Source organism: Hyalangium ruber, assembly GCF_034259325.1.
Lineage (GTDB): Bacteria > Myxococcota > Myxococcia > Myxococcales > Myxococcaceae > Hyalangium_A > Hyalangium_A rubrum.
The window spans coordinates 422716-443956 of the sequence record NZ_JAXIVS010000005.1 but is presented as its reverse complement, the minus strand read 5'-3'; the positions used below and the strand labels follow the sequence as shown (position 1 = coordinate 443956).

The window sequence follows — 21241 nt, the reverse complement described above, 5'->3', positions numbered from 1 at the left end:
GAGGCAGGAGCATGACGGAATCGATGCGCTCCAAGGTCGTCGTTGTGACGGGCGGCGTGCGTGGCCTTGGAAGGACGATGGCGGACTTCATGGCCCGAGAGGGCGCGGCCGTCTGGGTCACGTCGCGACAGGCGCCGCCGCCGCACCCGTCGCTCGTGGCCGCGGCTGGCGAAGTGCGCGCCGTTCGGCTCGATGTCACGGACGAAGCGAGCGTGAAGGAACTGTTCGCGCAAGTCGACGCGGCCTACGGGCGGCTCGACGTGCTCGTCAACAACGCGGGCGTCGGCGTCTTCAAGCCGGTGGTCGAGACGACGCTGGCGGAGTGGGACACGATGCTGCGGACGAATCTGACCGGCACGTTCCTCTGCTCCAAGGAAGCGTTCCGGCGCATGCAGCGCCAGGGCGGAGGCCGCATCATCACGATTGCCTCGGTGTCGGGCTACATCCCGATCGTGGAGAACGGCGCATACGGTGCTTCGAAGTACGGCGTGCGCGGGTTCTGCAAAATCTTGAATGAAGAGGGCAAGGCGCACAGCATTCGCGTGTCGCTGGTGAGCCCGGGGGCGGCGTACACGGACATCTGGGAAGGGCGCGAAGGGTTCGACCCGCGTGACATGTTGCAGCCAGAGGACATCGCTGAGTCGGTGCTGGATATCGCCCGCAGGCCGCTGCACGTGCGCATCGATGAAGTGAAGCTGCTGCCGCCCAAGGGCGTATTGTAGCGCACGGAGAGGAAGCGAAGCGTGCCTGAGACAAGGAGAGGGTTGACCGCCATCGTTACCGGGGCTGGCCGCGGCATCGGCGCGGCGACCGCCAAACGGTTGGCCGCGGGCGGCATGCGCGTCGGCGTCGTCGACATTCGCGAGGAGGAAGCGGCGCAGGTCGCCGCGGACATTACCCGCGAAGGTGGCAGTGCGCTCTCGCTGCGCGGCGACGTGAGCGTGCGGGAAGACGTCGAGCGAGTGATCGCGACGCTGGAGCAGCGGTGGACGACACCGCTCGTGCTGGTCAACAACGCCGGCGTCGGCGGCCCGTTCCATCGCGTCGACGAAGTCAGCGACAAGGAGTGGGACTGGATCATCGGCACGAACCTGCGCAGCGTGTTCCTGTTCACGCGCGATCTGCTGCCCAAGATGAAGCAGCAGGGGTTTGGCCGCATCGTCAATGTCGCGTCCATCCAAGGCCTGCTCGGTTCGGCGCACTCGTCGACCTACGTGGCCAGCAAGCACGGGATGATCGGCTACACGAAGACGATCGCCGCCGAGTGGGGCCCGTATGGGATTACGTGCAACGCCATCTGTCCCGGCTACGTCGATACCGCACTCGGGGTCCAGCCTGACGCGATCGCCGATTACATGAAGCGGGTCATGGCCAAGAGTCCGGTGAAACGGACCGCGCAGCCGGATGAAGTCGCCGCGCTCATCGAGCATCTCGTCGGTCCGCACAGCGGCTATATCAACGGCGCCAGCTATACGATCGACGGCGGCATCTCGGCGCACGTCGGCATCACGGACGATTTGGAGGGGTCATGAGGAAGCTGTGCTGGGTTGGGGTGCTGGGGTGCCTGGCGGCGCTGAGCGTGCTGGGCTGCAGCAAGGACAAGGCTCCACCCCCGGCGGCCGGGGAGGGGACTGCCGCGGCCGCGAGCCCCGCGCCGGCGCCGGTCCGGATGAAGCTGGCGCTGGACTGGGTGGCCGAGCCTGAGTTCGGCGGCTTCTACGCCGCGCGCGAGAGCGGGGCCTTCACCCGGCATGGGCTGGAGGTGGAGGTCATCAGCGGTGGCTCCGGCGCCCCGGTCAACCAGATGGTGGCCATGGGCCAGGTGGAGTTCGCCGTCACCGGCGCGGACCAGCTTCTGGTGGCGCGCGCCCGTGGGCTGGATCTGGTGCCGCTGTTCGCCGTGTACCAGAAGACTCCGCGCGCCATCATGGCCCACGCCTCCCGGGGGCTCACCTCGATGGCGGAGGTGTTCTCCAGCGGGACGGTGTCCCTGGAGCCCGGGGCGGCCTTCGCGATCTTCCTGAAGAAGAAGTACGGCTTCGACAAGGTGAAGGTGGTGCCCTACGACGGGGGCGTGGCCCGCTTCGTGGCGGACAAGGACTTCGCCCAGCAGTGCTTCCTTACCTCCGAGCCGCTGGCGGCCAAGAAGGAGGGCGCCAACCCTGTCGTCTTCGCGCTGGCGGACGAGGGTTTCAACCCCTACGCCACGGTGGTGATTGCCCGGAAGGATCTGGTGCAGAAGTCGCCCGAGCGCGTGCGCGCCTTCATCGAGGCCGTGCGCGAGGGCTGGCGGGCCTATCTGGACGACCCCAAGCCGGCCAATGACGTGATGGCGAAGCTCAACACCACCATGGATCCGGAGACCTTCGCCGCCGTGGCCGAGGTGCAGAAGCCGCTCATCGAGACCGAGGAGACGAAGGCCAAGGGCCTGGGCACCCAGAGCCGTGAGCGCTGGGAGACGCTGGGCCAGCAGTTGGTGGACCTGGGCCTCCTGGAGAAGGCCCCGCCCGTGGACGAGTACCTGCTGCCGGAGTTCACCCGCGCCGCCCCCGCCGCCAAGGCCCCGTGAGCCACCCGGGGCTCAGGGCAGCTTGAGCACCATGTCTTCCTTGGCCGCGATGGCCTCGGGGCGGTGCTTGCGCACCTGACGCAGCATCCGGTTCATGCTCGCGTCGTCACGCCCCGGATCATGGTGGAAGAGCACCAACGTCTTCGCCTGGCACTCGTTGGCCGCATGCACCGCCGCCTGGAACGTCGAGTGTCCCCAGCCCGTGCGCGGCGGTCCGTGCCGCCCGCAGTACTCATCCTCGGTGTACATCGAGTCGTAGATGAGCAGGTCGGCGCCCCTGGCGAACTCGAAGAAGCGCGCGTTCTCCTCGTCGCTGTGCTCGATGTCCGTCGCGTACACCACCGAGCGGCCCTCGCACTCCACCCGGTAGCCCAGGTTGCCGCCCGGGTGGTTCAGCTCCACCGTGCGCACCCGCGCCGGACCCACCGTCAACACCGAGCCCGGCTGGATGTCGTGGTAGCTCAGCTGCGCCCGGAACACCCCTTCCGCCGTCACCGGGAAGTAGGGCTGCGTCATCTGCCCCGAGAGGATCTGCTTCACCGACTGCCCGTTGCGAGGCGCGCCGTAGAAGGTGAACCCGTTCTGCGGCACGAAGATCGGCTTGAAGAACGGCAGGCCCTGCAGGTGGTCGTAGTGGTAGTGCGACAGGAACACCGAGGCCTGCACCGGCTTGCCCGACGCCAGCAGGCTATCGCCCAGCGGCAGCGCGCCCGTGCCCAGATCGAACACCAGCAGCTCGTCCCCCACGCGCATCTCCACGCACGGGGTGTTGCCGCCGTAGATCCGCGTGTGCGGTCCCGGAGAGGGAATCGAGCCACGCACGCCCCAGAAGCGCACGTGGAACGGCACCTTGCCGGCGCCGTCCTTCGAGGCGCGCTCAGCGGCCTGGACTCGGCGTGCCGACTCGCGCGCGCGGTACTCGCGCAGCGGCTTGTCAGCCGGCTTTTGCTTCCGTGTCTTCCTCGGCGAAGAGCTCAATCAGGTGCCCCGTACGCTCGCGCTTGGTCTTCAGGTAGCCGACGTTATGCGGATTGTGCTCGGTCCGGGAAGGGATTCGACGCCGCACGGGGATGCCTTCCTCCACCAGCCCCGCGATCTTCAATGGGTTGTTCGTTATGAGGTCCACCGACCGCACGTCCAGCGACCGGAGCATCTCCGCGGCGATATCATAGCTGCGAAGGTCGTCCGCGAAACCCAATTGCCGGTTGGATTCGTACGTGTCGTACCCCTTGGCCTGCAGGGCGTACGCCTTGATCTTGTTGCCCAGGCCGATGCCTCGGCCTTCCTGGCGGAGGTAGAGGACGACCCCACATCCCCCCTGGGAGATGAAGTCCAGGGCCCGATCCAGCTGCTCCCGGCAGTCGCACTTCAGGCTGCCGAAGACTTCCGAGGTCAGGCACTCGGAGTGAACCCGGACCGGCACGCCCTCCACGCCCGCCACCTCGCCCACCACCAGCGCCACGTGCTCCCGCCCGTTGCGGCGATCCTTGAAGACGACCGTCCGCAGCACGCCCCGCTCGGTGGGAATGTCCGCTTCGGAGTAGCGCTCCAGGTGCTGAGTGGGCTTGCGGGCCGGGAGGACCTGGGGTGGACGGGTGTCAGACATGGTGAACCGTTCTCCAGTCGAGAGAGCCCTTTTCAGGGTTCGTTGGGGTTCAAGTCAAGTGAGGCCCACGGGAACCAACAGGTTGGATGAGCCAATCCCCCCGATGTTCTTCAGGCGCTCCAGGAGACCGGCAAGAGTTCCACATGCGCCCCATGAGTCAGACTGTTGGCGGAGCGGGGAAAGTGCAGCAGGTGAGTGGCCGATGCCGCGGAGCGCAAAGCCCCGGAGGTCTGCGTGGCGAGCGGACGAACCCAGAGCTCGCCCTCCCGCCAGGAGGCCGCTACACGGATGTAGTGCGCCAGCCCAGGTGGCTTGCGCAGCTCTCCCTCCAGGCGGCCGGGCACGCGAGGGGGCTCCACGTCGGTGTGGCCCTGCAGGCGGCGGAGCACGGGCCGGACGAACAGCTCGAAGGTCACCAGGGAAGAGGTGGGGTTGCCCGGTAGCCCGAAGTACAGCGTGGCACCGCGTCGGCCCACGGCCAGGGGCTTGCCGGGCTTGATGGCCACCCGCCAGAAGTTCATCTCCACGCCCTGTTGCTCGAGGGCCGCCTTGACGAAGTCCCGCTCGCCCACCGAGACGCCCGCGCTGGTGAGCACCACGTCGAAGCCCTGCGCGGCCGCCAGGCGCGAGGACACCTCTTCCAGCGTGTCCCGGGCGATGCCCAGCACGGTGGGCAGGCCGCCCGCGCGAGAGACGGCCAGCGCCAGCGCCGGGCCATTGGTGTCGACGATGCGGCCCTCGGGGGGCTCATCCGCCCGGCACAGCTCGTCTCCGGTGGAGAGGATCGCCACCCGGGGGCGGCGAGGCACGGGCACCAGGGACATCCCCTGGCCGGTCAGCAACCCCACCTCCGGAATGCCCAGCGGCGTACCCTGGACGAGCAGGGGCTCTCCGGCCCGGGCATCCTCTCCTCGGGGGCGGACGAAGGCGCCCGCCGCGACGGCCTCGAGGATCTCCACGGTGGGTGGCGTCTCGCCTGGGGCTCCGGGCTTCGTGCGCTCCTGCATCACCACCGCATCCGCCCCCGCCGGTAGCGGCGCGCCGGTCATGATCCGGGCGCAGGTGCCAGGACGCAGCTCGTGGCGGGGCGTGCCGCCAGCGTGGATCGTCTCCAGAATGGTGAGCCGCGCGGGCAGTTGCCCGGTAAGGTCCGCGCTACGCACCGCGTAGCCGTCCATGGCGGAGTTGTCCCACGGGGGCAGCGTCCGCTGGGCGCGGACATCCGCCGCGAGCGCCCGGCCCAGGGCCTCCTCGAGGCGGGCCCACTCGGCGGGTAGGGGAGAGGCGAGGGCGAGCGCGCGCGCACGCGCGTCCTCCACCGGCAACAGATCGGATCCAATGCTCATGGGGGGCACTGAGATCGAAGTCTCTAGGAAATTCAAGACTTTGTTTGACAGTCCCGCTGATCACCGTTACAAGCTCCGTTGATCGCGTGACACGCCTCAAGTCGGGGAGGCGACCCGCCAACCCGTTGAAATCACACGGGAAACCCTAGGGAGACAGCGTCGATGGCCAAGCCCAAGTCCGGGGCCAAGAAGGCGACCTCCGCAGCCAAGAAGGACAAGGCAGCGCGGCTGGAACTTCTCAAGAACGCGAGCAAGCGGGTGGCGAAAGTGGCGACGAAGGTGGCGAAGGCCGTGAAGGAGAAGGTCACTGGAGGCAAGGGCGCCAAGGCTCCCGCCGCCAAGACTCCCGCCGCCAAGGCTCCCGCCGCCAAGGCCCCTGCCAAGGGCAAGGCAGCCAAGGCCGAGAAGGGCGAGAAGGCTGAGAAGGCCGAGGCCACCAAGCCCGAGAAGGCTGAGAAGGGCGAGAAGGCTGAGAAGGCCGAGAAGGCCGAGAAGGCCGAAGCCACCAAGCCCGAGAAGGCTGAGAAGGGCGAGAAGGCCGAGGCCGCTCCCAAGGGGAAGGCCGGGGGCAAGGGCGCCAAGGCCGCGGCCGCTCCGGTCGCGCCGCCGCCCGAGCGCCAGCGGCCGCGCGCCACGAAGCTGCCTCCTCCGGGAGATCCGCTCACCAAGCGTGAGATGGAGCAACTGCTCACCGCCGGCGAGGGCCGGGGCGTCTTCGGCGAGGGCAGCCTCAAGGGCCGCCTGGTCGTCCAAGAGGGCCTGCCGCAGCTGATCGTCGTGGGCCGCGACAAGCGCGAGCTGACGTTCCTGCTGATGGGCCCGGATCAGGAAGTGCTGCCCGCGTACGTGGACCACAAGGTCTCCGTCAGCGGGCTGATCCGCAAGACGACGAACTACGGCGGCACGGTGGATGTCCGGAAGTACTCCGCCAAGAAGCCAGAGGCCGAGGTTCCTGTCGTCGCTCCGGTCGAGACGGAGGCCAAGCTGCGCTTCCTGTCGCCCGGCGAGGTGTCCATGGTGGTGAGCGCCGGAATGGGCGCGGGCATCAAGGGCTTCGCCTCGCTGCGCGGCAACCTGGAGATGACGGGCGAGGACTTCGTGCTCGTGGTCTCCAACGCCGGTACCCGGCAGCAGGTGTCCTTCATCCTCGAGGGCAAGGGCACCAAGGGCATGCGCCGCAACGTGGGGCAGCTGCTCCAGGTGACGGGCGTGGTGGAGAAGGCCTCCGGGTGGGGCGGTCGGGTGAGCGTGGAGAACTTCGAGCCGCGGCCGGTCGAGGCGCGCGTGTCCCGCGAGGACATGGAGATCGTCCACGTGGAGGGCGAGGTGCCCACCTCGGTGGACGTGAAGCTCAACAACGGCCTCACGGTGCGCCTGCAGGAGCAGCCCGGTTACACCTGGGCCGTCGAGCCGACGATGGCCAAGCGCGTGGGTCTGCGCGAGGCGCGCTTCGAGCCGGGTACGGGTGAGGGCGGCACGGCCACCCGCGAGTTCTTCTTCACCCCGCGCAGCCCCGGGGCCAGCGAGATGGAGTTCTTCCTCGCCAAGGCCTTCACGCCGGGCGTGGTGGAGCGCTCGTTCAAGATCAACGTGACGGTCAAGCCCTGAAGCCCGCTCCCGCTGGGGCAGGCCAGGAGTCAACCGCTCGCTGGGGGGTTCCCCTCCAGCGAGACAGGGCCTACCCGTTCTCGTAGCGGACAGGTCCACGCTACGAGTCCTTGTGAATCCTTCGCCTGAACAGCTGAAGCAGATCCTCTCCGATGCCGATCACCCCCTGGGAGTGAAGGAACTCCTCAGGCTCGCCGGTCTTCACCCCGGGCAGCAGACCGCCCTCAAGCGCGCCCTTCGCGATCTGGTGCGCGGCGGGGAGATCCTCAAGGAGGGCAAGCGCTTCCGGCTCGAGGAGCGGCGCCCCGCGCCCGCCGAGCCGAAGGGTCGCAAGGGTCGCAAGGAGCCCCTGCCTACCCGCCCGGAGCGCAACCAGGTGGAGGGCATCCTCTCCGTTCACCGGGACGGCTTCGGCTTCGTCCGCCCGCTCTCGGGCGAGGGGGACGATGTCTTCCTGCCGCCGGCGGAGGCCGCGCGCGCCCTGGACCAGGATCGCGTGGTGGTGGAGGTCGCGGGCCGGCCGGGCCGGCTCGAGGGCCGGCTGGTCACCGTGGTGCAGCGCCGGCGCGAGCTGGTGGTGGGCGAGTACCAGGAGCAGGGCGGGCGGCACGCGCAGGTGGTGCCGAGCGATACGAGCCTGCAAGGGCCCATCCGGGTACCGCGCACGCAGATGGCGCGGGATGGGGACATGGTGAAGGTGCGCCTGGGCGTGGGCGCGCGGATGCTGGACCCGGGCCAGGGGCTCTTCGGCGAGGTGGCTGGCTCGCTGGGACGACCGGGAGACCCGAGCGTGGAGGTGCTCTCCATCGCCTACGGGAAGGGCTTCAACGACGAGTTCCCGCCCGAGGTGATGGACGAGGCGGACGCGGTGGGCGCGGCGGTCTCCGAGGAGGAGGCGCGCGGCGAGGCGCGGAAGGACTTGCGCACCCTGCCGCTCATCACCATCGACGGCGAGGACGCGCGCGACTTCGACGACGCCGTGTACGCCGAGCCCCACGGAAATGGCTGGCGCCTGGTGGTGGCCATCGCGGATGTGACGCACTACGTGCGCGAGGGCAGCCCGCTCAACGCGGAGGCGCTGCGCCGCGCCACCTCGGTGTACCTGCCGGACCGCGTGCTGCCCATGCTCCCGGAGCGGCTGAGCAACGGCATCTGCTCGCTGCGCCCCGAGGAGGATCGGCTGTGCATGGTCGCCGACATGGTGTTCGACGCGCGCGCCCAGCTTCGCTCCTATGAGCTGTACCCGGGCGTCATGCGCAGCGTGGCCCGGTGTACCTACAACGAGGTGCAGGACGTCCTGGATGGCAAGGACGTGCCCCACCGCAACGCGCTGCGCCCGCTGTTCGAGCGGCTGCTGGCCGTCTCCCGCGCGCTGCGAAAGATGCGCAAGGAGCGCGGCGCCATCGACTTCGACCTGCCCGAGCACAAGGTGGTGGTGGGCGAGGATGGCATGCCCGAGCGCATGGAGAAGCGCGAGCGCAAGGAGAGCCACCGCCTCATCGAGGAGTGCATGCTCGCGGCCAACGAGGCCGTGGCCAAGTTCTTCCAGGACGAGGGCCTGCCTTCCGTCTACCGCTTCCACGGCGAGCCGGACGAGCAGAAGCTGGCCGCCTTCGCCGCGCTGGCCCAGGCGTACGGCTTCAAGCTGCGCTTCGACGACGGCGTCACCTCCAAGGAGCTGGATGCCTTCATCTCCCAGCTCGAGGGCCACCCGGAGCAGCGCGCGCTCAACCAGCTGTTGCTGCGCTCGATGATGCAGGCGGTGTACTCGGCCTCGCGCGTGGGGCACTACGGCCTGGCCGCCGAGCACTACCTGCACTTCACCTCACCCATCCGCCGCTACCCGGACCTGCTGGTCCACCGGCTGCTCAAGGCCCACTGGCTGCGCAAGGGCAAGAAGCGCTCCCAGGCGGCGCTGGATCGCGAGGAGTCCCAGCTCGAGGACATGGCCGAGCAGAGCTCCGAGCGCGAGCGCGCCGCCATGCAGGTGGAGCGCGAGGTGGTCTCCTTCTACGCCACGCTGCTGATGCAGGACCGGGTGGGCGAGGAGTTCGACGCCACCGTCTCCTCCATCACCGACTTCGGCTTCTTCGCGGAGCTGGAGGTCGAGCACGTGGAGGGGCTCATCAAGACCGAGTCGATCGGCTTCGGCGGGCGGCTGGACAAGCTGCTGCACGCGCTGGTGTTCCCGGACGGGCGGCGCATCCGCGTGGGGCAGCGGTGCCGGGTGCGGCTGGTGTCCGTGAACCCCGAGCGGCGGCAGATGGACTTCGAGGCGCTGGAGATCGACGGCAAGCCGGTGACGCGCCGCGAGCGGCCCCAGCGCCGTGGGCCGCGCGAGGAGTGGCAGCCTTCCGCCCGCTTCGACGAGGCGCCGCGGTTTGGCGTGGTGCGGCCCCAGGCGCGGCAAGAGGCGCCTCGGTTCGAGGAGCCTCGCCGGGGGCGGTTCGTTCGCGCGGGGCAGCGCGAGGAGGCGGCGCCGAGCAAGGCCGAGCGCAAGCGCTGGAAGGCCGAGCGCCCCACGGAGCGCTACGAGGAGTCCCGGCGTGCCCCTCCCAGGGAGCAAGCCCCCGCGTCCGAGGGGGGCCGCGGTCGCCGGCGCTTCCTCGTGCGTCCGGCGGAGGAGTCCCCGTCCCCTCGGGAGGCCGAGGACACGCGGAAGCCCTGGCGCCCCGAGCCTCCGCCTCCGGAGGGAGATCCGTTGGCGGCCTTCATGGCGGATGCGCCCCCGCCGACACCGCCTCCGGGGTTCGATCGGCTCCGGGCCCTGGCCGCGCGCAGCCTGCGGCAGGGCGGAGAGCGTCCCGCGCCGGCGTTCTCGCACGAGCGGCCGTCTGAAGAGGCCGGGGAGAAGCGGCCTTCGCGCCGGCCGGCGCCAGAGCGGAAGAAGGCGCTCAAGGCCGCCCCCGCGGGCAAGCGCAAGGGCGCTCCGGGGAAGGGCGGCGGGCCCAAGCCCCGGGGCAAGGGCAAGTTCAAGCCGGGTCGTCGCGGGCGCTAACGTCCGCTACTCGAGCGCGCTCGCCAGCAGCTTGAAGTCTTGCCTGCGCATCCGCGTGCTGAGGGCCCGGTACGTCACACCATTATAGGTGCAGGTCTTGTAGGAGGGCCCCGCCAGCAGGTCCGCCTGGCAGTGTTGCCAGCACGAGCCGGCGTACTCGATCGGCGCGCAGCTCGAATCCGAGCCTCCCGAGACGGTGCAGGCCCGGGTGTGGATGGCGCCATTGAGGGGCAGCCGATCCACGCCGAAGAAGAGGCCCTGCTGGGTGAAGAGGTTGCCGAAGAAGCAGGCCTCCTGGACCGGATAGCTCAGCAGCTCGTGGGGGGTGAAGGGGATGGGCTGGCCCACCGCGCTCCGTCCAAGGACGGAGATGTTGAGGTTCGCGCCCGCCTGGTTCACATGGGCCAGCAGACAGGCGGTGAGGACCTGTTGCTCGGCAAAGCTCGCGGGCTGGCCGTTGCTCCAGCCGGGCGTGAGGCCCAGCGCTCCGTTCCAGCTATAGCTCTGGCCCGTTTCGGCATCGGTATAGGAGCGGCTCTGGCCCGCGGGAACCGCGCAGCGGACCAGGTACGTCATCACCATGGTGGAGAGGATGGGGTCCTGCGCGAACCAGCTCGCGAACTCGGCGCTCGCCAGTCCGTTGGCTGACAGCCCGTTGAAGGAGAGCCCATTGAAGGAGAGCCCGTTGGCCGACAGCCCATTGGCTGACAGCCCGTTGAGGGTGAACCCATTGTCAGAGACCAGCTCCTGGCTCTGGCTCTCCAGCGCGCCTTCCTCCGACTCCTTGGGGAACTCCTCCGGGCCGCAGCCTGGCGCCCCAACCAGCAGGAGCACAGCTGCACACAGCACCCTGGCATTCACTCGCGCTTCCGTACAGGCGCTTCCGACCGGCCTCTTCGTCGCGTTTGTCATGGGGGTCCCTTTCCAGGGCCAGAGTGCCAAGGAGTGAGCTGCTGCAACTTTCCAAGGCGCTCTGAGTTCCGGTTCCGAACGAGTTGGACGTGCGCTGGCCAACAGCCCACCGATCATTCGTCCAGTTCTCGATATCTGGGGATGCCTCGGCGTGGGGGATGGCTCTCTTCTTGGGAGCCTTGCGGCACCGTTGAGGCGTCACTGAAGCTGGCCCATGAACGCACTCGCCATGCCTCTGGAAGCCCCGTCCGGGACGGTGGCCCTCGTCTTCACGGACATCGAGGGCTCGACCCGGCTGTGGGAGCATTGCAGCGAGGGCATGCGCGTGGCGCTGGAGCTCCACGATCGGATCCTCCGCACCTTGCTGGCCTCCAGCTCGGGCTATGAGGTGAAGACGCAGGGCGACTCCTTCATGGTGGCCTTTCCCACCGCGCTGGAGGCCATGCGCTGGTGCCTCAACGTGCAGCAGATGCTGCTGGAGGCGCCCTGGCCGGAGGAGATCCTCGCCGAGCCCGAGGCGGCACCCGTGCGCGGCCCCCGGGGGGTGTTGCACCGGGGCCTCCGGGTGCGCATGGGCATCCACGTGGGCGAGCCCGAGCGGCGCCTCAACGCGCGCACCGGGCAGGTGGACTACATCGGTCGGATGGTGAACGTCGCCTCCCGCGTGGCCGAGGCGGGCCATGGCGGCCAGGTGCTCGTGAGCGGGGCCGCGTGGGCGCAGGTGGCCGGCCTGCTGGATCGCCTGGACCGGCCCGTGGTGCGCGTGCTGGGCAGCTTCCGCCTCAAGGGCATCGCCGAGCCCGTGCCGCTGCTGGAGGTGCTGCCCGTGGCGCTGGCGGACCGGCGCTTCGAGACGCTGCGCGTGCGCGAGGAGCGCCGGGGCAACCTGCCCGAGGATCCGGGAGACATCATCGGCCGCGAGGAGGAGCTGAACACGCTGCGGCTGTGGCTGGGGGAGGGTGCCCGGCTCATCACCATCCTGGGCCCGGGCGGCATGGGCAAGACGCGGCTGGCCGCCTACTTCGGCAGCCTGCAGATGGGCACGCGCCAGTGGGATGGTGGCGTCTGGTGGTGCGATCTCACCGAGGCGGCGACGGTGGAGGACATCTGCCACGTCGTGAGCCAGGCGCTCGGGGTACACCTCAGCAGCGGCGGGGCGACCGAGCTGGTGGGGGTGCTGGGCAGCGCGCTGAGCGGCCGCGGGCAGGCGCTGATCATCCTCGACAACCTGGAGCACCTCACACAGCACATCCCGGCCGCGCTCCGACGCTGGATGGTGATGGCGCCGCAGGTGCGCTTCCTCATCACGTCCCAGGAGTCGCTGCGCCTCGCCGGGGAGCGCATCCTGGATCTGGCCCCGCTGGGGCTGCCGAGCGAGGCGGACAGCGGGGTGGAGGCGATCGCCCGCTCGGAGGCGGTGCGCCTGTTCGTCCGCCGGGCCCGCGCGGCGCGTGGGAGCTTCGAGTTGTCGGAGACGGAGGCCCCCCTGGTGGCCGACATCGTCCGGCGGCTGGATGGCATCGCCCTGGCCATCGAGCTGGCGGCGGCGCGCACCGCCCTGCTCGGGGTGTCGCAGATTCGCGAGCGGCTGTCGCGGCGCTTCGATCTGCTGCGCGGTGGGCAGCGCGACGCGATGTCGCGCCAGGCGACGCTGCGCGGCGCCATCGACTGGTCCTGGAACCTGCTGGACATGATCGAGCAGGCGGTGCTGGCGCAGTGCTCGGTGTTCCGGGGCGGCTTCTCCCTGGAGTCCGCCGAGGCGGTGCTCGCGCTGCCCCCAGGCGGCGTGGACGTGCTGGAGATCGTCCAGGCGCTGCGCTCCAAGTCGCTGCTGCGGGCGGACGCGCCCGAGGGGCTGCCCGGCGAGCTTCGCCTGGGCATGTACGAGAGCATCCGCGAGTACGCCTCGGCGCGGCTGGCGGAGACGGGCAGCGGCCCGGCGCTGGTGGCGCGGCACGCGGATTACTACCTGGCCCTGGGCCGGGAGCTCCACGAGACGGCGCGCCGGGGCGACGCCGAGGCGCTGCGCCGCCTGTCCCTGGAGCGCGAGAACCTGCTGGCCGTGTGTGACCATGCGCTCGCGGCGTGGCCTCCGACGCCCGAGTCCGTGCTGCGCGCGCTGGAGGCGCTGGTGGTGCTCGAGCCGGACATCGCCTCGCGCGGACCGGTGGGCATCACGCTGCCCCGCCTGGATCGGGCCCTGGAGCAGGCGGCCACGCTCTCGGAGAGCTCCCTGCCGCGGGCCGAGGCGCTCGCGGTGCGGGGCCGAGCCCACTTGGAGACGGGCGAGCTCGCCGCCGCGCGGAGGGATCTGGAGCTGGCGCGCACCTCCTTCCAAGCGCTGGGAGAGGTGGCTCGGCAGAAGCGCATCCTCGTCGATCTCTCCATCGTCGCCCGGCACGAGGGGAATGTGGCCGCGGCCTGGGAGCTCGTGCAGCAGGCGCAGCACCTGCCCTCGGGACGGGATCGCTGGCTGGAGGCCTACGCCCTGGGCAACCTGGGCATCACCGAGCAGGTGCGCGGAGGCCCCGCCGGCGCCGTGCCCCACCTGCACGCCGCGCTGGAGCTGTTCCGGGTGGTCGGCGACAGGACCTTCGAGGTGCTGTTCCTCAACAACCTGGCCCTCGCCATCGGCGAGGCCGGAGGCACCTCGGAGGCGGTGGAGTTCCTGGAAGAGGCCATCGCCAAGGCGCTGGGGACGGGCAACCGCTCGGGCTATGCGATCGCCCGGCTCAACCTGGGCTGCTTCCTGCTCGACGCCGATCGCCCCATGGAGGCCTGCGAGCACCTGGAGGCGACGGTGGAGCTGGGGCGGCAGCTCGGCCAGCGAATCGTCGAGGGCTGCGCGCGAGGGGAGCTGGGGCGGGCCTTCCTCGCCTCGGGCGCCACGGAGATCGCCCGCATGCACCTGACGCACGCCACCTCCACCCTGGCCCACGTGTCGCGCTGGCACGCGCTGCGCTTCTCGCTCCACCTCGCGGCGGTGCAGGCCCTCCAGGGGGCCATGCAGGAGGCGCGTCGCGGGTTCGCCGCGCTGGGCGGCACGTCCGAGATCCAGACGGATCCGGTGCTGCGCGAGCTGGCGGAGTTGCTCTACGCCACGGTGGAGCTGGCCGAGTCCCAGAACGGGCCCTCGGGCAGCGCCGATGCGGGGCGGAGTAGGGAAGGCGTACACCGCCGCTTGGAGCGGGCGCGCAACGTTCCTCCCGAAGGGGCCTCGTCCGATCTGCGCGGCTGGGTCAGGCTGCTGGAGCTCGAGTCGAGCCCCGAGACATGAGGCCCTCAGGGGCCCTGGCGCAGGCCAGAGCCCCCGAGTCCTGAAGCCTGGCGCGGTGCCGGGCTACTGGAAGAACGACGGCGGGAAGGCCTCCGCCGGCGGTGGCTGCGTGTCCTTGAGGTTCTTGTCGTCGAGCGTCGTGGGCAGCGCCGTGTCGTTCGTCTGGTTGAGGATCAGATCCTTGACCAGATCCGTGACTTCGGTGCCCGCGTCGGGCGTCGGGTTCGTGCCGCCATCCGTCCCCGCGTCCGGCGTCGGCATCGGCCCCACGGGCGGCAGCGAGTCGTCGCTGCACCCCAGGTAGGTGAGCGCGGCTCCCAACGCCAGCAGGCAGGTCAGTGAGCGAAGCCTGTGCATGGCATCACGTCCCATCGCCGTTGGCGCCCGCCTTCGGCGTCTTCAGGTAGGGGAAGGCGTTGTCGAACTGCGAGGCGTCCTGGAGCACCGCGTCGTGGAACGGCACGTTGCGGGCCGGAGCCTGCTCGTCGGTCGCGAGCAGGTAGCCCATGGCCACGCGCAGCGCCACGTCCACCACGTCATCGCCCGGCCGGCGGCCGTTGGGGAAGCCCGCGGGATCGCACCCGGGGTTGGTGAGCGTGAGCTGTCCGTTGACGAAGCACGCGGCGGCGCCCAGGTTGTTCTGGGTGGCCCGGGGCGTCGCCGGCAGCGCGGTGTTGAGCCGCTGCATCTCCGCGGCGGGGGAGCCGTTGGCGTTGACGTTCGGCACGCCCGTGAGGAAGGCCGCCACCAGGTCCGCGCGCGGGAAGACGGTGGGCGCCCGGACGCCCGCGCTGCCGAAGAGGAGCTCCAGCACCGCCGGCAGCGTGGGGTGGGTGACGTAGTCGGCGAACTGGCCGTCGTTCTTGGGCTCGCTCGCGTTGAAGCGATCCTTGTCCTTGATGCCGATCACCACCTCGTTCACCAGGGGCATGCCCAGGCGGCTGACCTGCGTCCACGCGCCGCCAGTCCGCGAGGGCTTGTCGTAGGAGGCCGTTGGGTTGAGCGCGCGCGCCTGACGCACGCTGGCCGTCGTCCATCCGCCGATCACGTCATGGGTGCCCGCCTTGAGGCAGGCGATGGGGACCTCGAGCGCGATCGTGGTGATGTTCTTGTTCTCCAGCGGGTTGGGCACCGCGTCGCGGGCGCCCGCGTCGGTGATGACGCTGGGAGGCGCGTTCACCAGGTCGAACACCGGGCCCAGGTTCACCGCGAAGGGCTCGCGGCGCTGGCCCACGAACAGCTTCGAGGTGCCGGTGCAGCCGGGGACGGTCACCTCGTAAAGGTGCGCGCGCGCGTAGGCCTCGTACTCCGTGGCGGTGCCGAACGTCTTCGTGCCGATGTAGTCCACCGGCTTGACGAACGTGGCGGCGTTGCCGCTCGCGTTCGTCACGTCCGCCGCGGTGCCCGCGCGCCGGGTGCCCCGGACGAGCTTGACGGTGTAGCTCTCCTGCACGTTGAGCGCGCTGCGGTCGGTCGCGGTGACCTTGCCCACGTTGAAGAAGGGCACCGACACCGTGCGCTGGTTGCTCGCGGGGCCGATGGGCAGCGAGATGCTGTTCTGGCCGTTCAGGGCGTTGGTGAAGCGGAACTGGAACGTGAGGTCCTCTACCGCATCCCCATTGTTGTCGATGTGGATCTCATAGAGCGCGTCGGGATCCAGCACGAAGTAGTTGGGGCCGCCGTACGCATCCTGGAGCGGGAGGTAGTTGGCGATCAGCGTCACGTACGCCTCGCGCCCCGGCTCGTAGCTGCGGAACATGTAGAAGTCGGTGGCGTCGACCTTCGGCATCTTGCTGATGAAGGGCGCCTCTCGATGACTCGATGCGTCGGCCGCGGGAGCGGCGCCCAGTGCGGCTGCGAGCGTGAGCGCGCTCGCAAGGTGTCTGACTCTCATCCTCTTCCTCCAAGGGGCTGCGGTTGGGGTGACGAAGAGGCTCTCTACGGATGCCGACCCGATTTGGATGTACACGCGTTCACGCCAGCGGGAGCTTCAGGTCCAGCGCGCGCTCGGCGAGCCACACGCAGGCCACGAGCGCGATGGCCACCGAGCCGCCGATGAGCAGGGCGCGGCGGTAGAGCAGCGAGCCTCGCAGGAGGAACGCCAGCGGCAGGAAGGCCACCACGCACGCCAGTTGCCCCAGCTCCACCCCCAGGTTGAAGCCCAGCAGCGTGGCGGCGAGGCTGCCCGCAGGAAGCCCCAAGTCGGCCAGCACGGAGGCGAAGCCGAAGCCGTGCAGCAGCCCCAGCGCGAAGGCCGCCACCCAGCGCCCACCCCGCACGAAGGGGAAGACGTTGTTGAGCGCGGCGAAGATGACGCTGGCGGCGATGGCCGACTCGACCAGCCGCGAGGGCAGCGCCACCAGCCCGAGCGAGGCGGCGCTCAGCGTGAGCGAGTGGGCCAGGGTGAAGGCGGAGACCACGCGGATGACATCCAGCAGCGCGGGGCCGAAGCGCGACACGGGCGCCCACTTGCCGTTCTCGTCCCGGCGCAGCACCGAGGGTAGGAGCAGGGCGAAGAGGAAGAGCAGGTGGTCCACGCCCTCCCAGATGTGGTGCATCCCCGAGGCCACCATCTCCCCGAAGCGGCGCCAGGGGGAGAGGCCCGCGAGGGACACGCGCGCGGTGCGGCTCGTGGCGGAGAGGATGAGTGGCTCGCCCACCTCTCCGCTGCTCACGCGGACGATGCCGCGATGCTGAGGATCGCGATCGAACAGGAGCGTGTAGTCCAACCCCAGCTCCGAGGGCGGGGCAGGGCAGCGCACGGTGAAGCCGAGGACCGCGTAGGTGCCGTCCGAGTGCCCCACCACCCGCAGCTCCCCGTCGGGTTGGCTCGCGCAGGCCGCTCCATCCGCCGCCAGTGACAGCCGCCCGAGCGCATGGGCGGCGATGTCCGGCTGGCGCGCGCGCACCTCTCTCCAGGTGAGGGCCCCGTTGCCGTCCGCGTCGAGGCTCAGCACCTCGTCCAGGTCGCGGAGCGCGATGTCCCAGCGGCCCGTGAAGCCCTCCGCCGAGCGCTCCAGGGAGAGGTAGCTGTCGCTCGGCTTGTGGGCGAGCGCCGCCAGGGGCGCCAGGAGCAGCACCAGCAGAAGGGGGCGGGCAGGGAGCTGTCTCATGGGGCGGCCTTCCGAATCTTCTGGGCGAGCGCGGCGAGGCCCGGATCCTCACACCCGCTGGCCTCCAGGAAGCTCAGGGCGGGCTGGGCCGCCGCGGGCTTGCCGGCCGCGAGCGCTGCTTCGAGCAGCAGGCGCGTGTCCCAGGGCTCGCGCTGCACCCGCCAGTTGGCTTCGGCGAGCGCCAGGGCTCGGGGGAAGTCCTTCTCGATGTGGAGCGCGAAGCGGGCCTCCTCGCGGGCATGCACCGCGTCACCGCGCAGCCGGCTCGCGGCATAGCGCGAGGCCAGCTCCGCCACGAGCGCGGGGGCCTGGGGCGAGTCGAGCGCCTTCTCGGCCAGCACGCGGCGCAGCAGCATGGCGTCATCGGCGCCGTGCTCACGCACCAGCTCGGCGGCCTCGCGCGGCCGGCCGAGATCGATCAACAGATCCGCCCAGGCCGCCCGGGTATAGGCGTCGCGCGGATCCAGGGCCATCGCCCGGGAGAAGAGGTGCTCGGCCCGAGGTGCGTCCCCCGCGCGCGCGGCCGCCTCGGCCAGCGTGGAGATCGCCCAGGCTTGCTGCTCCAGGGACGCTCCCTCCCGGCTCGCGCTCGCCAGGGCCTCCGAGAGCAGGGTGTGGGCCTGGCGCGAGCGGCCCGCGAGGCTGTGTACCTGGGCCTGGCACACGGCCGAGACGAGCGCTCCGGCGAGGCGGGTCAGCGGCGCACAGCTGCGGGCCGCCTCGGCGTGCTCGCCACGCACCCCCAGCACCACCGCGCGGGTGAGCCAGGCCTGGGCGTCTTCGGGCTGCTCGCGCACGGCGAGCTCCAGATCGGCCAGCGCGGCCTCGAACTCGTGGCGGCCCTGACGGATGGTGGCCCGCAGCAGGAGCACCTCGTGAGGCGGCTGAGGCGCGTCCCACCATGGCGCGAGCGCCGCCTGGGCCCGGCCCAGGTAGCGGGGATCCCCCCGGGCGCGTCCCTCCTCGATGTCCAGGCGCGCCAGCCGCAGGGCCTGCTCGAGCTGCTCCGGGCGGGTGGTCAGTTGCCGACGGAGGGCGGCCCGCTCTCGTGCGCGCTCGTCGAGGGCGGTGGCCGGCACCTGCTCGAGCACGGTCTCATCCGAGGCGGGGGTGTAGGGCAGGCGCTCACTCGCGGGGGCATTGCTGCACCCGCCGCCCAGGACGGCCGTCAGGAAGAGGAGTGACAGCGCGGCGCGCCACGGCAGCCAGGTCTCGGGCGACATTCACGCCCTATACGGGAGCGGGCTTCTTCCGGATTTCTACTGCCCGCAACCCGGCTACTCGACACTCCTACCCCCCGAAGGGACGCCTCCGTCCAGAGCCTCGCGCCCCTTTCTCCGTGCCCTGTCTCCTGGGCGATGGTGGCCTTGCTCCAAACGGGAGCTACTGCACCCTCGCGAGAGAGACGCCGCCAGAACGGGCCTCTGTCGCGTCCTCTTCTGAGCAGCCTCGCGCCTCGCCGCGAAGGAAGTCCGCGAGAGCCTTCCGAAGCGCCGCGCCGACCCCCCACTAATGGGGGAGCGCTGAAATCCCACCGCACTTCCTGTGGGCACCCGTCTGGACTTCCCGAGAGCCCTGGCTGTGCTCGGAGCCCGTGCTTACCGTTTTCTTCGACCACCCGGGCCCCCCGCGCCCCGCGGTTCCCTGCCTTCGTGGTGGTCGATCCCTAGCAGGAGGAAAGCCGTGAAGAGACAGTCCAGGGGCTGGTGGGTGTTTCTCGCTCTCACCGCAGCCGCTTGTGGTGTGCCGGAGTCCGCGGACTCGGGTTCGGCGCGCGAGACGTCGGATCCGCAGAACCTGTCCCAGGGGGCTCCCTCGGGGGATGAGTTCGACATCACCCCGCCGGTGAGCGTCGCAACCCTCAACTCCGTACCGGATGTGAACGGGGTCCACCACGGGCCCGTCACGGTCTCCATCGTGGCGACGGATGACCTCAGCGGCGTGGCGAGCATCTCCTATTCCTTGAGCGGCGCGACGACGGGCTCGGGCTCGGTGGCGGACGCCTTCCTGGAGCTGCAGCTCCTCAACGAAGGAACCACGACGATCACCTTCTTCGCGCGCGACTACGGGTACAACGAGGAGTACGCCCAGTCGATCGACGTCACCATCAACCTCGAGTCCCCGCCTCCGCCGCCGCCTCCTCCTCCGCCTCCGCCGCCCCCGCCTCCGCCGCCGCCCGAGCAGTGCTTCGTTGTCGATCTGAACGATTACAACCTCTTCGTGACCGGCGACTACACCGGCGGCACTGATGTGCAGGGCAAAGTGGCGGCTGGCGGCAACATCGCCATGAACAACTTCTCGGTGGGCGCGGTGCTGCAGCCCACCGACACGGCGAACGTGCTCGTGGCCGGTGGCAACCTGAACCTCACCAACGGCGGAGTCTTCGGCAACGTCTCCTACGGGGGCAGCTCCACCACCAATGGCACGGTGACGATCCACCGAGGCGTCCTGGCGCAGGGCACGCCCATCAACTTCAGCGCCGCGGCGAGTGCGCTGCAGCAGCTGTCCTCCAACCTCGCCGGGCTGGCCGTCAGCGGGACGACGCGCACCGAGACGTGGGGAGGCCTGTTCCTGGAGGGGAGCGATCCGGTGCTCAACGTCTTCCTCGTGAACGCCGAGCTCTTCGCCACGACCCGGTACCTGTCCATCCACGCGCCCGCGGGCTCGCTGGTGGTGGTGAACATCGTCGGGACGACGGCGAGCTTCTCCGGCTTCAGCACCAACTTCAGCGGGGGCATCAACCAGACCGGCGTCGTCTACAACTTCGTGGACGCCACCAGCATCACCGCCAACGGCTTCGGCTTCTGGGGCACGGTGCTGGCACCGCTCGCGCACGTCAGCTTCAGCAACGGCAGCTTCGACGGCGCCATCTACGCCGCTTCGATGTCGGGCAACGCCGAGGGTCACCTCAACCCGCTGATCGAGGTGGATCTCTGCGCGTCCGAGCCGCTCTAGAAGTAGGGTAGCAGCACCGGAAGTCCTCCGACCCGGTCGTGGAGGTGGCGCCTGTCAGGCCATCCCGCGATCGGGTCGGTCCTTTCTATGGAGCTTCGAGAGGCCGTTATGAAACTCTACGAAGAGCTGGCCGAGTGGTGGCCCCTCGTCTCGCCGCCCTCCCATTACCGCGAAGAGTCCGGGGAATACCTCCGGCTGCTGCGGAGCGGGGCGTCCGGCCCCCTGGAGAAGGTGCTCGAGCTGGGCAGCGGCGGCGGCAACAACGCCAGCTACCTCAAGCACGCGTTCTCGCTCACCCTGGTCGATCTGTCCGAGGGGATGCTGAAGGTGAGCCGCGCGCTCAACCCCGAGTGTGAGCACGTCCCCGGCGACATGCGGACCGTGCGCCTCGGGCGCGAGTTCGATGCCGTGTTCGTCCACGATGCGGTCGAGTACATGACCACGGAGGCCGAGCTGCGCGCGGCGCTGGAGACGGTCTCCACCCACCTGCGGCCCGGCGGGGTGGCGGTGGTCGCACCCGATGCCACCCTGGAGACCTTCGAGCCCGGCGAGTCGGTCGAGGGCGAGGATGAGCTGCCCGGTCCGGACGGGCGCTCGCGCTCGTTGCGCTACCTCATGTGGACGCTGCCCCTGGAGCCGGGCGCGACCTCGGGGGCCGTCCACTTCGCGCTGCTGCTGAAAGAGCGCGATGGAAGCGTCCGCTGCGTACACGACGAGCACCAGTTCGGCGTGTTCCCGGAGGCCACCTGGTTGCGGCTCTTCGACGAGGTGGGGCTCGACGCCCGCCCCGAACCGCGGACGATCGAAGGCACCGTGTACCCCACCTTCGTCGCCACGAAGCGCCGCTAACCCGGAGC

16 protein-coding genes are annotated in these 21241 nt (G+C 70.1%); 8 read left to right on the top strand and 8 right to left on the bottom strand.

The window, feature by feature from the left end; translation table 11 throughout:
• Positions 1 to 11: 11 nt before the first annotated feature.
• The 3 genes from SYV04_RS17365 to SYV04_RS17355 are packed head-to-tail and all read left to right on the top strand — an operon-like array spanning position 12 to position 2569.
• Positions 12 to 722 carry an SDR family oxidoreductase gene (locus SYV04_RS17365; protein ID WP_321546916.1) on the top strand — a complete coding sequence of 237 codons (711 nt, stop codon included), beginning with the start codon at positions 12 to 14 and terminating at the stop codon, positions 720 to 722.
• Positions 723 to 764: 42 nt separating this feature from the next.
• Positions 765 to 1532 carry an SDR family NAD(P)-dependent oxidoreductase gene (locus SYV04_RS17360; RefSeq protein WP_321546915.1) on the top strand — a complete coding sequence of 256 codons (768 nt, stop codon included), beginning with the start codon at positions 765 to 767 and terminating at the stop codon, positions 1530 to 1532.
• Positions 1529 to 2569, top strand: coding sequence for an ABC transporter substrate-binding protein (locus SYV04_RS17355; protein WP_321546914.1), 1041 nt, complete (start codon positions 1529 to 1531; stop codon positions 2567 to 2569). Before SYV04_RS17360 ends, SYV04_RS17355 begins: the two co-directional genes overlap by 4 nt.
• 12 nt (positions 2570 to 2581) lie before the next feature.
• Here SYV04_RS17355 and SYV04_RS17350 read toward each other — a convergent pair whose 3' ends face one another.
• The 3 genes from SYV04_RS17350 to SYV04_RS17340 form a co-directional block, all read right to left on the bottom strand.
• Positions 2582 to 3547 (bottom strand): MBL fold metallo-hydrolase, encoded by a 966-nt coding sequence (locus SYV04_RS17350; protein ID WP_321546913.1) that lies wholly within the window; start codon positions 3545 to 3547, stop codon positions 2582 to 2584.
• Complete coding sequence (gene ribA / locus SYV04_RS17345; RefSeq protein ID WP_321546912.1) at positions 3504 to 4175, bottom strand: GTP cyclohydrolase II; 672 nt, start codon at positions 4173 to 4175, stop codon at positions 3504 to 3506. The genes SYV04_RS17350 and ribA overlap by 44 nt, the downstream gene beginning before the upstream one ends.
• A gap of 110 nt (positions 4176 to 4285) precedes the next feature.
• Complete coding sequence (locus SYV04_RS17340) at positions 4286 to 5521, bottom strand: molybdopterin molybdotransferase MoeA (protein ID WP_321546911.1); 1236 nt, start codon at positions 5519 to 5521, stop codon at positions 4286 to 4288.
• A gap of 162 nt (positions 5522 to 5683) precedes the next feature.
• Here SYV04_RS17340 and SYV04_RS17335 point away from each other — a divergent pair, with 162 nt between their 5' ends.
• Together SYV04_RS17335 and rnr are read left to right on the top strand one after the other, a co-directional pair.
• Positions 5684 to 7129, top strand: coding sequence for a protease inhibitor I42 family protein (locus SYV04_RS17335; RefSeq protein ID WP_321546910.1), 1446 nt, complete (start codon positions 5684 to 5686; stop codon positions 7127 to 7129).
• A 112-nt stretch (positions 7130 to 7241) separates the two neighbouring features.
• A complete protein-coding gene (gene rnr, locus SYV04_RS17330) occupies positions 7242 to 10127 on the top strand; it encodes a ribonuclease R (RefSeq protein WP_321546909.1) in 2886 nt (961 codons plus the stop codon).
• Positions 10128 to 10133: 6 nt separating this feature from the next.
• Here the strand turns inward: rnr and SYV04_RS17325 are convergent, their stop codons facing one another.
• Positions 10134 to 10976 (bottom strand): hypothetical protein, encoded by an 843-nt coding sequence (locus SYV04_RS17325; protein WP_321546908.1) that lies wholly within the window; start codon positions 10974 to 10976, stop codon positions 10134 to 10136.
• 277 nt (positions 10977 to 11253) lie between these two features.
• Here SYV04_RS17325 and SYV04_RS17320 point away from each other — a divergent pair, with 277 nt between their 5' ends.
• Complete coding sequence (locus SYV04_RS17320) at positions 11254 to 14316, top strand: ATP-binding protein (protein WP_321546907.1); 3063 nt, start codon at positions 11254 to 11256, stop codon at positions 14314 to 14316.
• Positions 14317 to 14379: 63 nt separating this feature from the next.
• Here the strand turns inward: SYV04_RS17320 and SYV04_RS17315 are convergent, their stop codons facing one another.
• The 4 genes from SYV04_RS17315 to SYV04_RS17300 form a co-directional block, all read right to left on the bottom strand.
• Positions 14380 to 14673: a hypothetical protein gene (locus tag SYV04_RS17315; protein WP_321546906.1), complete on the bottom strand. Its 294-nt coding sequence runs from the start codon at positions 14671 to 14673 to the stop codon at positions 14380 to 14382.
• A 4-nt stretch (positions 14674 to 14677) separates the two neighbouring features.
• Positions 14678 to 16210: a DUF4331 domain-containing protein gene (locus tag SYV04_RS17310; protein WP_321546905.1), complete on the bottom strand. Its 1533-nt coding sequence runs from the start codon at positions 16208 to 16210 to the stop codon at positions 14678 to 14680.
• Between the two features lie 79 nt (positions 16211 to 16289).
• Positions 16290 to 17429: a HupE/UreJ family protein gene (locus tag SYV04_RS17305; protein ID WP_321546904.1), complete on the bottom strand. Its 1140-nt coding sequence runs from the start codon at positions 17427 to 17429 to the stop codon at positions 16290 to 16292.
• A complete protein-coding gene (locus SYV04_RS17300; protein WP_321546903.1) occupies positions 17426 to 18652 on the bottom strand; it encodes a tetratricopeptide repeat protein in 1227 nt (408 codons plus the stop codon). The genes SYV04_RS17305 and SYV04_RS17300 overlap by 4 nt, the downstream gene beginning before the upstream one ends.
• A gap of 460 nt (positions 18653 to 19112) precedes the next feature.
• Here SYV04_RS17300 and SYV04_RS17295 point away from each other — a divergent pair, with 460 nt between their 5' ends.
• Both SYV04_RS17295 and SYV04_RS17290 read left to right on the top strand, forming a co-directional pair.
• Positions 19113 to 20384 carry a choice-of-anchor A family protein gene (locus SYV04_RS17295; protein ID WP_321546902.1) on the top strand — a complete coding sequence of 424 codons (1272 nt, stop codon included), beginning with the start codon at positions 19113 to 19115 and terminating at the stop codon, positions 20382 to 20384.
• Positions 20385 to 20492: 108 nt separating this feature from the next.
• Positions 20493 to 21233, top strand: a complete 741-nt coding sequence (locus SYV04_RS17290; protein ID WP_321546901.1) for a class I SAM-dependent methyltransferase — start codon at positions 20493 to 20495, stop codon at positions 21231 to 21233.
• Positions 21234 to 21241: the final 8 nt, after the last annotated feature.

Bases quoted from the DNA above. Each gene is read 5' to 3' on its own strand.
- SYV04_RS17310 (WP_321546905.1), bottom strand. From the start codon at position 16,210: ATGAGAGTCAGACACCTTGCGAGCGCGCTCACGCTCGCAGCCGCACTG.
- SYV04_RS17290 (WP_321546901.1), top strand. From the start codon at position 20,493: ATGAAACTCTACGAAGAGCTGGCCGAGTGGTGGCCCCTCGTCTCGCCG.
- SYV04_RS17355 (WP_321546914.1), top strand. From the start codon at position 1,529: ATGAGGAAGCTGTGCTGGGTTGGGGTGCTGGGGTGCCTGGCGGCGCTG.
- SYV04_RS17315 (WP_321546906.1), bottom strand. From the start codon at position 14,673: ATGCACAGGCTTCGCTCACTGACCTGCCTGCTGGCGTTGGGAGCCGCG.
- SYV04_RS17340 (WP_321546911.1), bottom strand. From the start codon at position 5,521: ATGAGCATTGGATCCGATCTGTTGCCGGTGGAGGACGCGCGTGCGCGC.
- SYV04_RS17300 (WP_321546903.1), bottom strand. From the start codon at position 18,652: ATGTCGCCCGAGACCTGGCTGCCGTGGCGCGCCGCGCTGTCACTCCTC.
- ribA (WP_321546912.1), bottom strand. From the start codon at position 4,175: ATGTCTGACACCCGTCCACCCCAGGTCCTCCCGGCCCGCAAGCCCACT.
- SYV04_RS17305 (WP_321546904.1), bottom strand. From the start codon at position 17,429: ATGAGACAGCTCCCTGCCCGCCCCCTTCTGCTGGTGCTGCTCCTGGCG.
- SYV04_RS17320 (WP_321546907.1), top strand. From the start codon at position 11,254: ATGAACGCACTCGCCATGCCTCTGGAAGCCCCGTCCGGGACGGTGGCC.
- SYV04_RS17335 (WP_321546910.1), top strand. From the start codon at position 5,684: ATGGCCAAGCCCAAGTCCGGGGCCAAGAAGGCGACCTCCGCAGCCAAG.
- SYV04_RS17365 (WP_321546916.1), top strand. From the start codon at position 12: ATGACGGAATCGATGCGCTCCAAGGTCGTCGTTGTGACGGGCGGCGTG.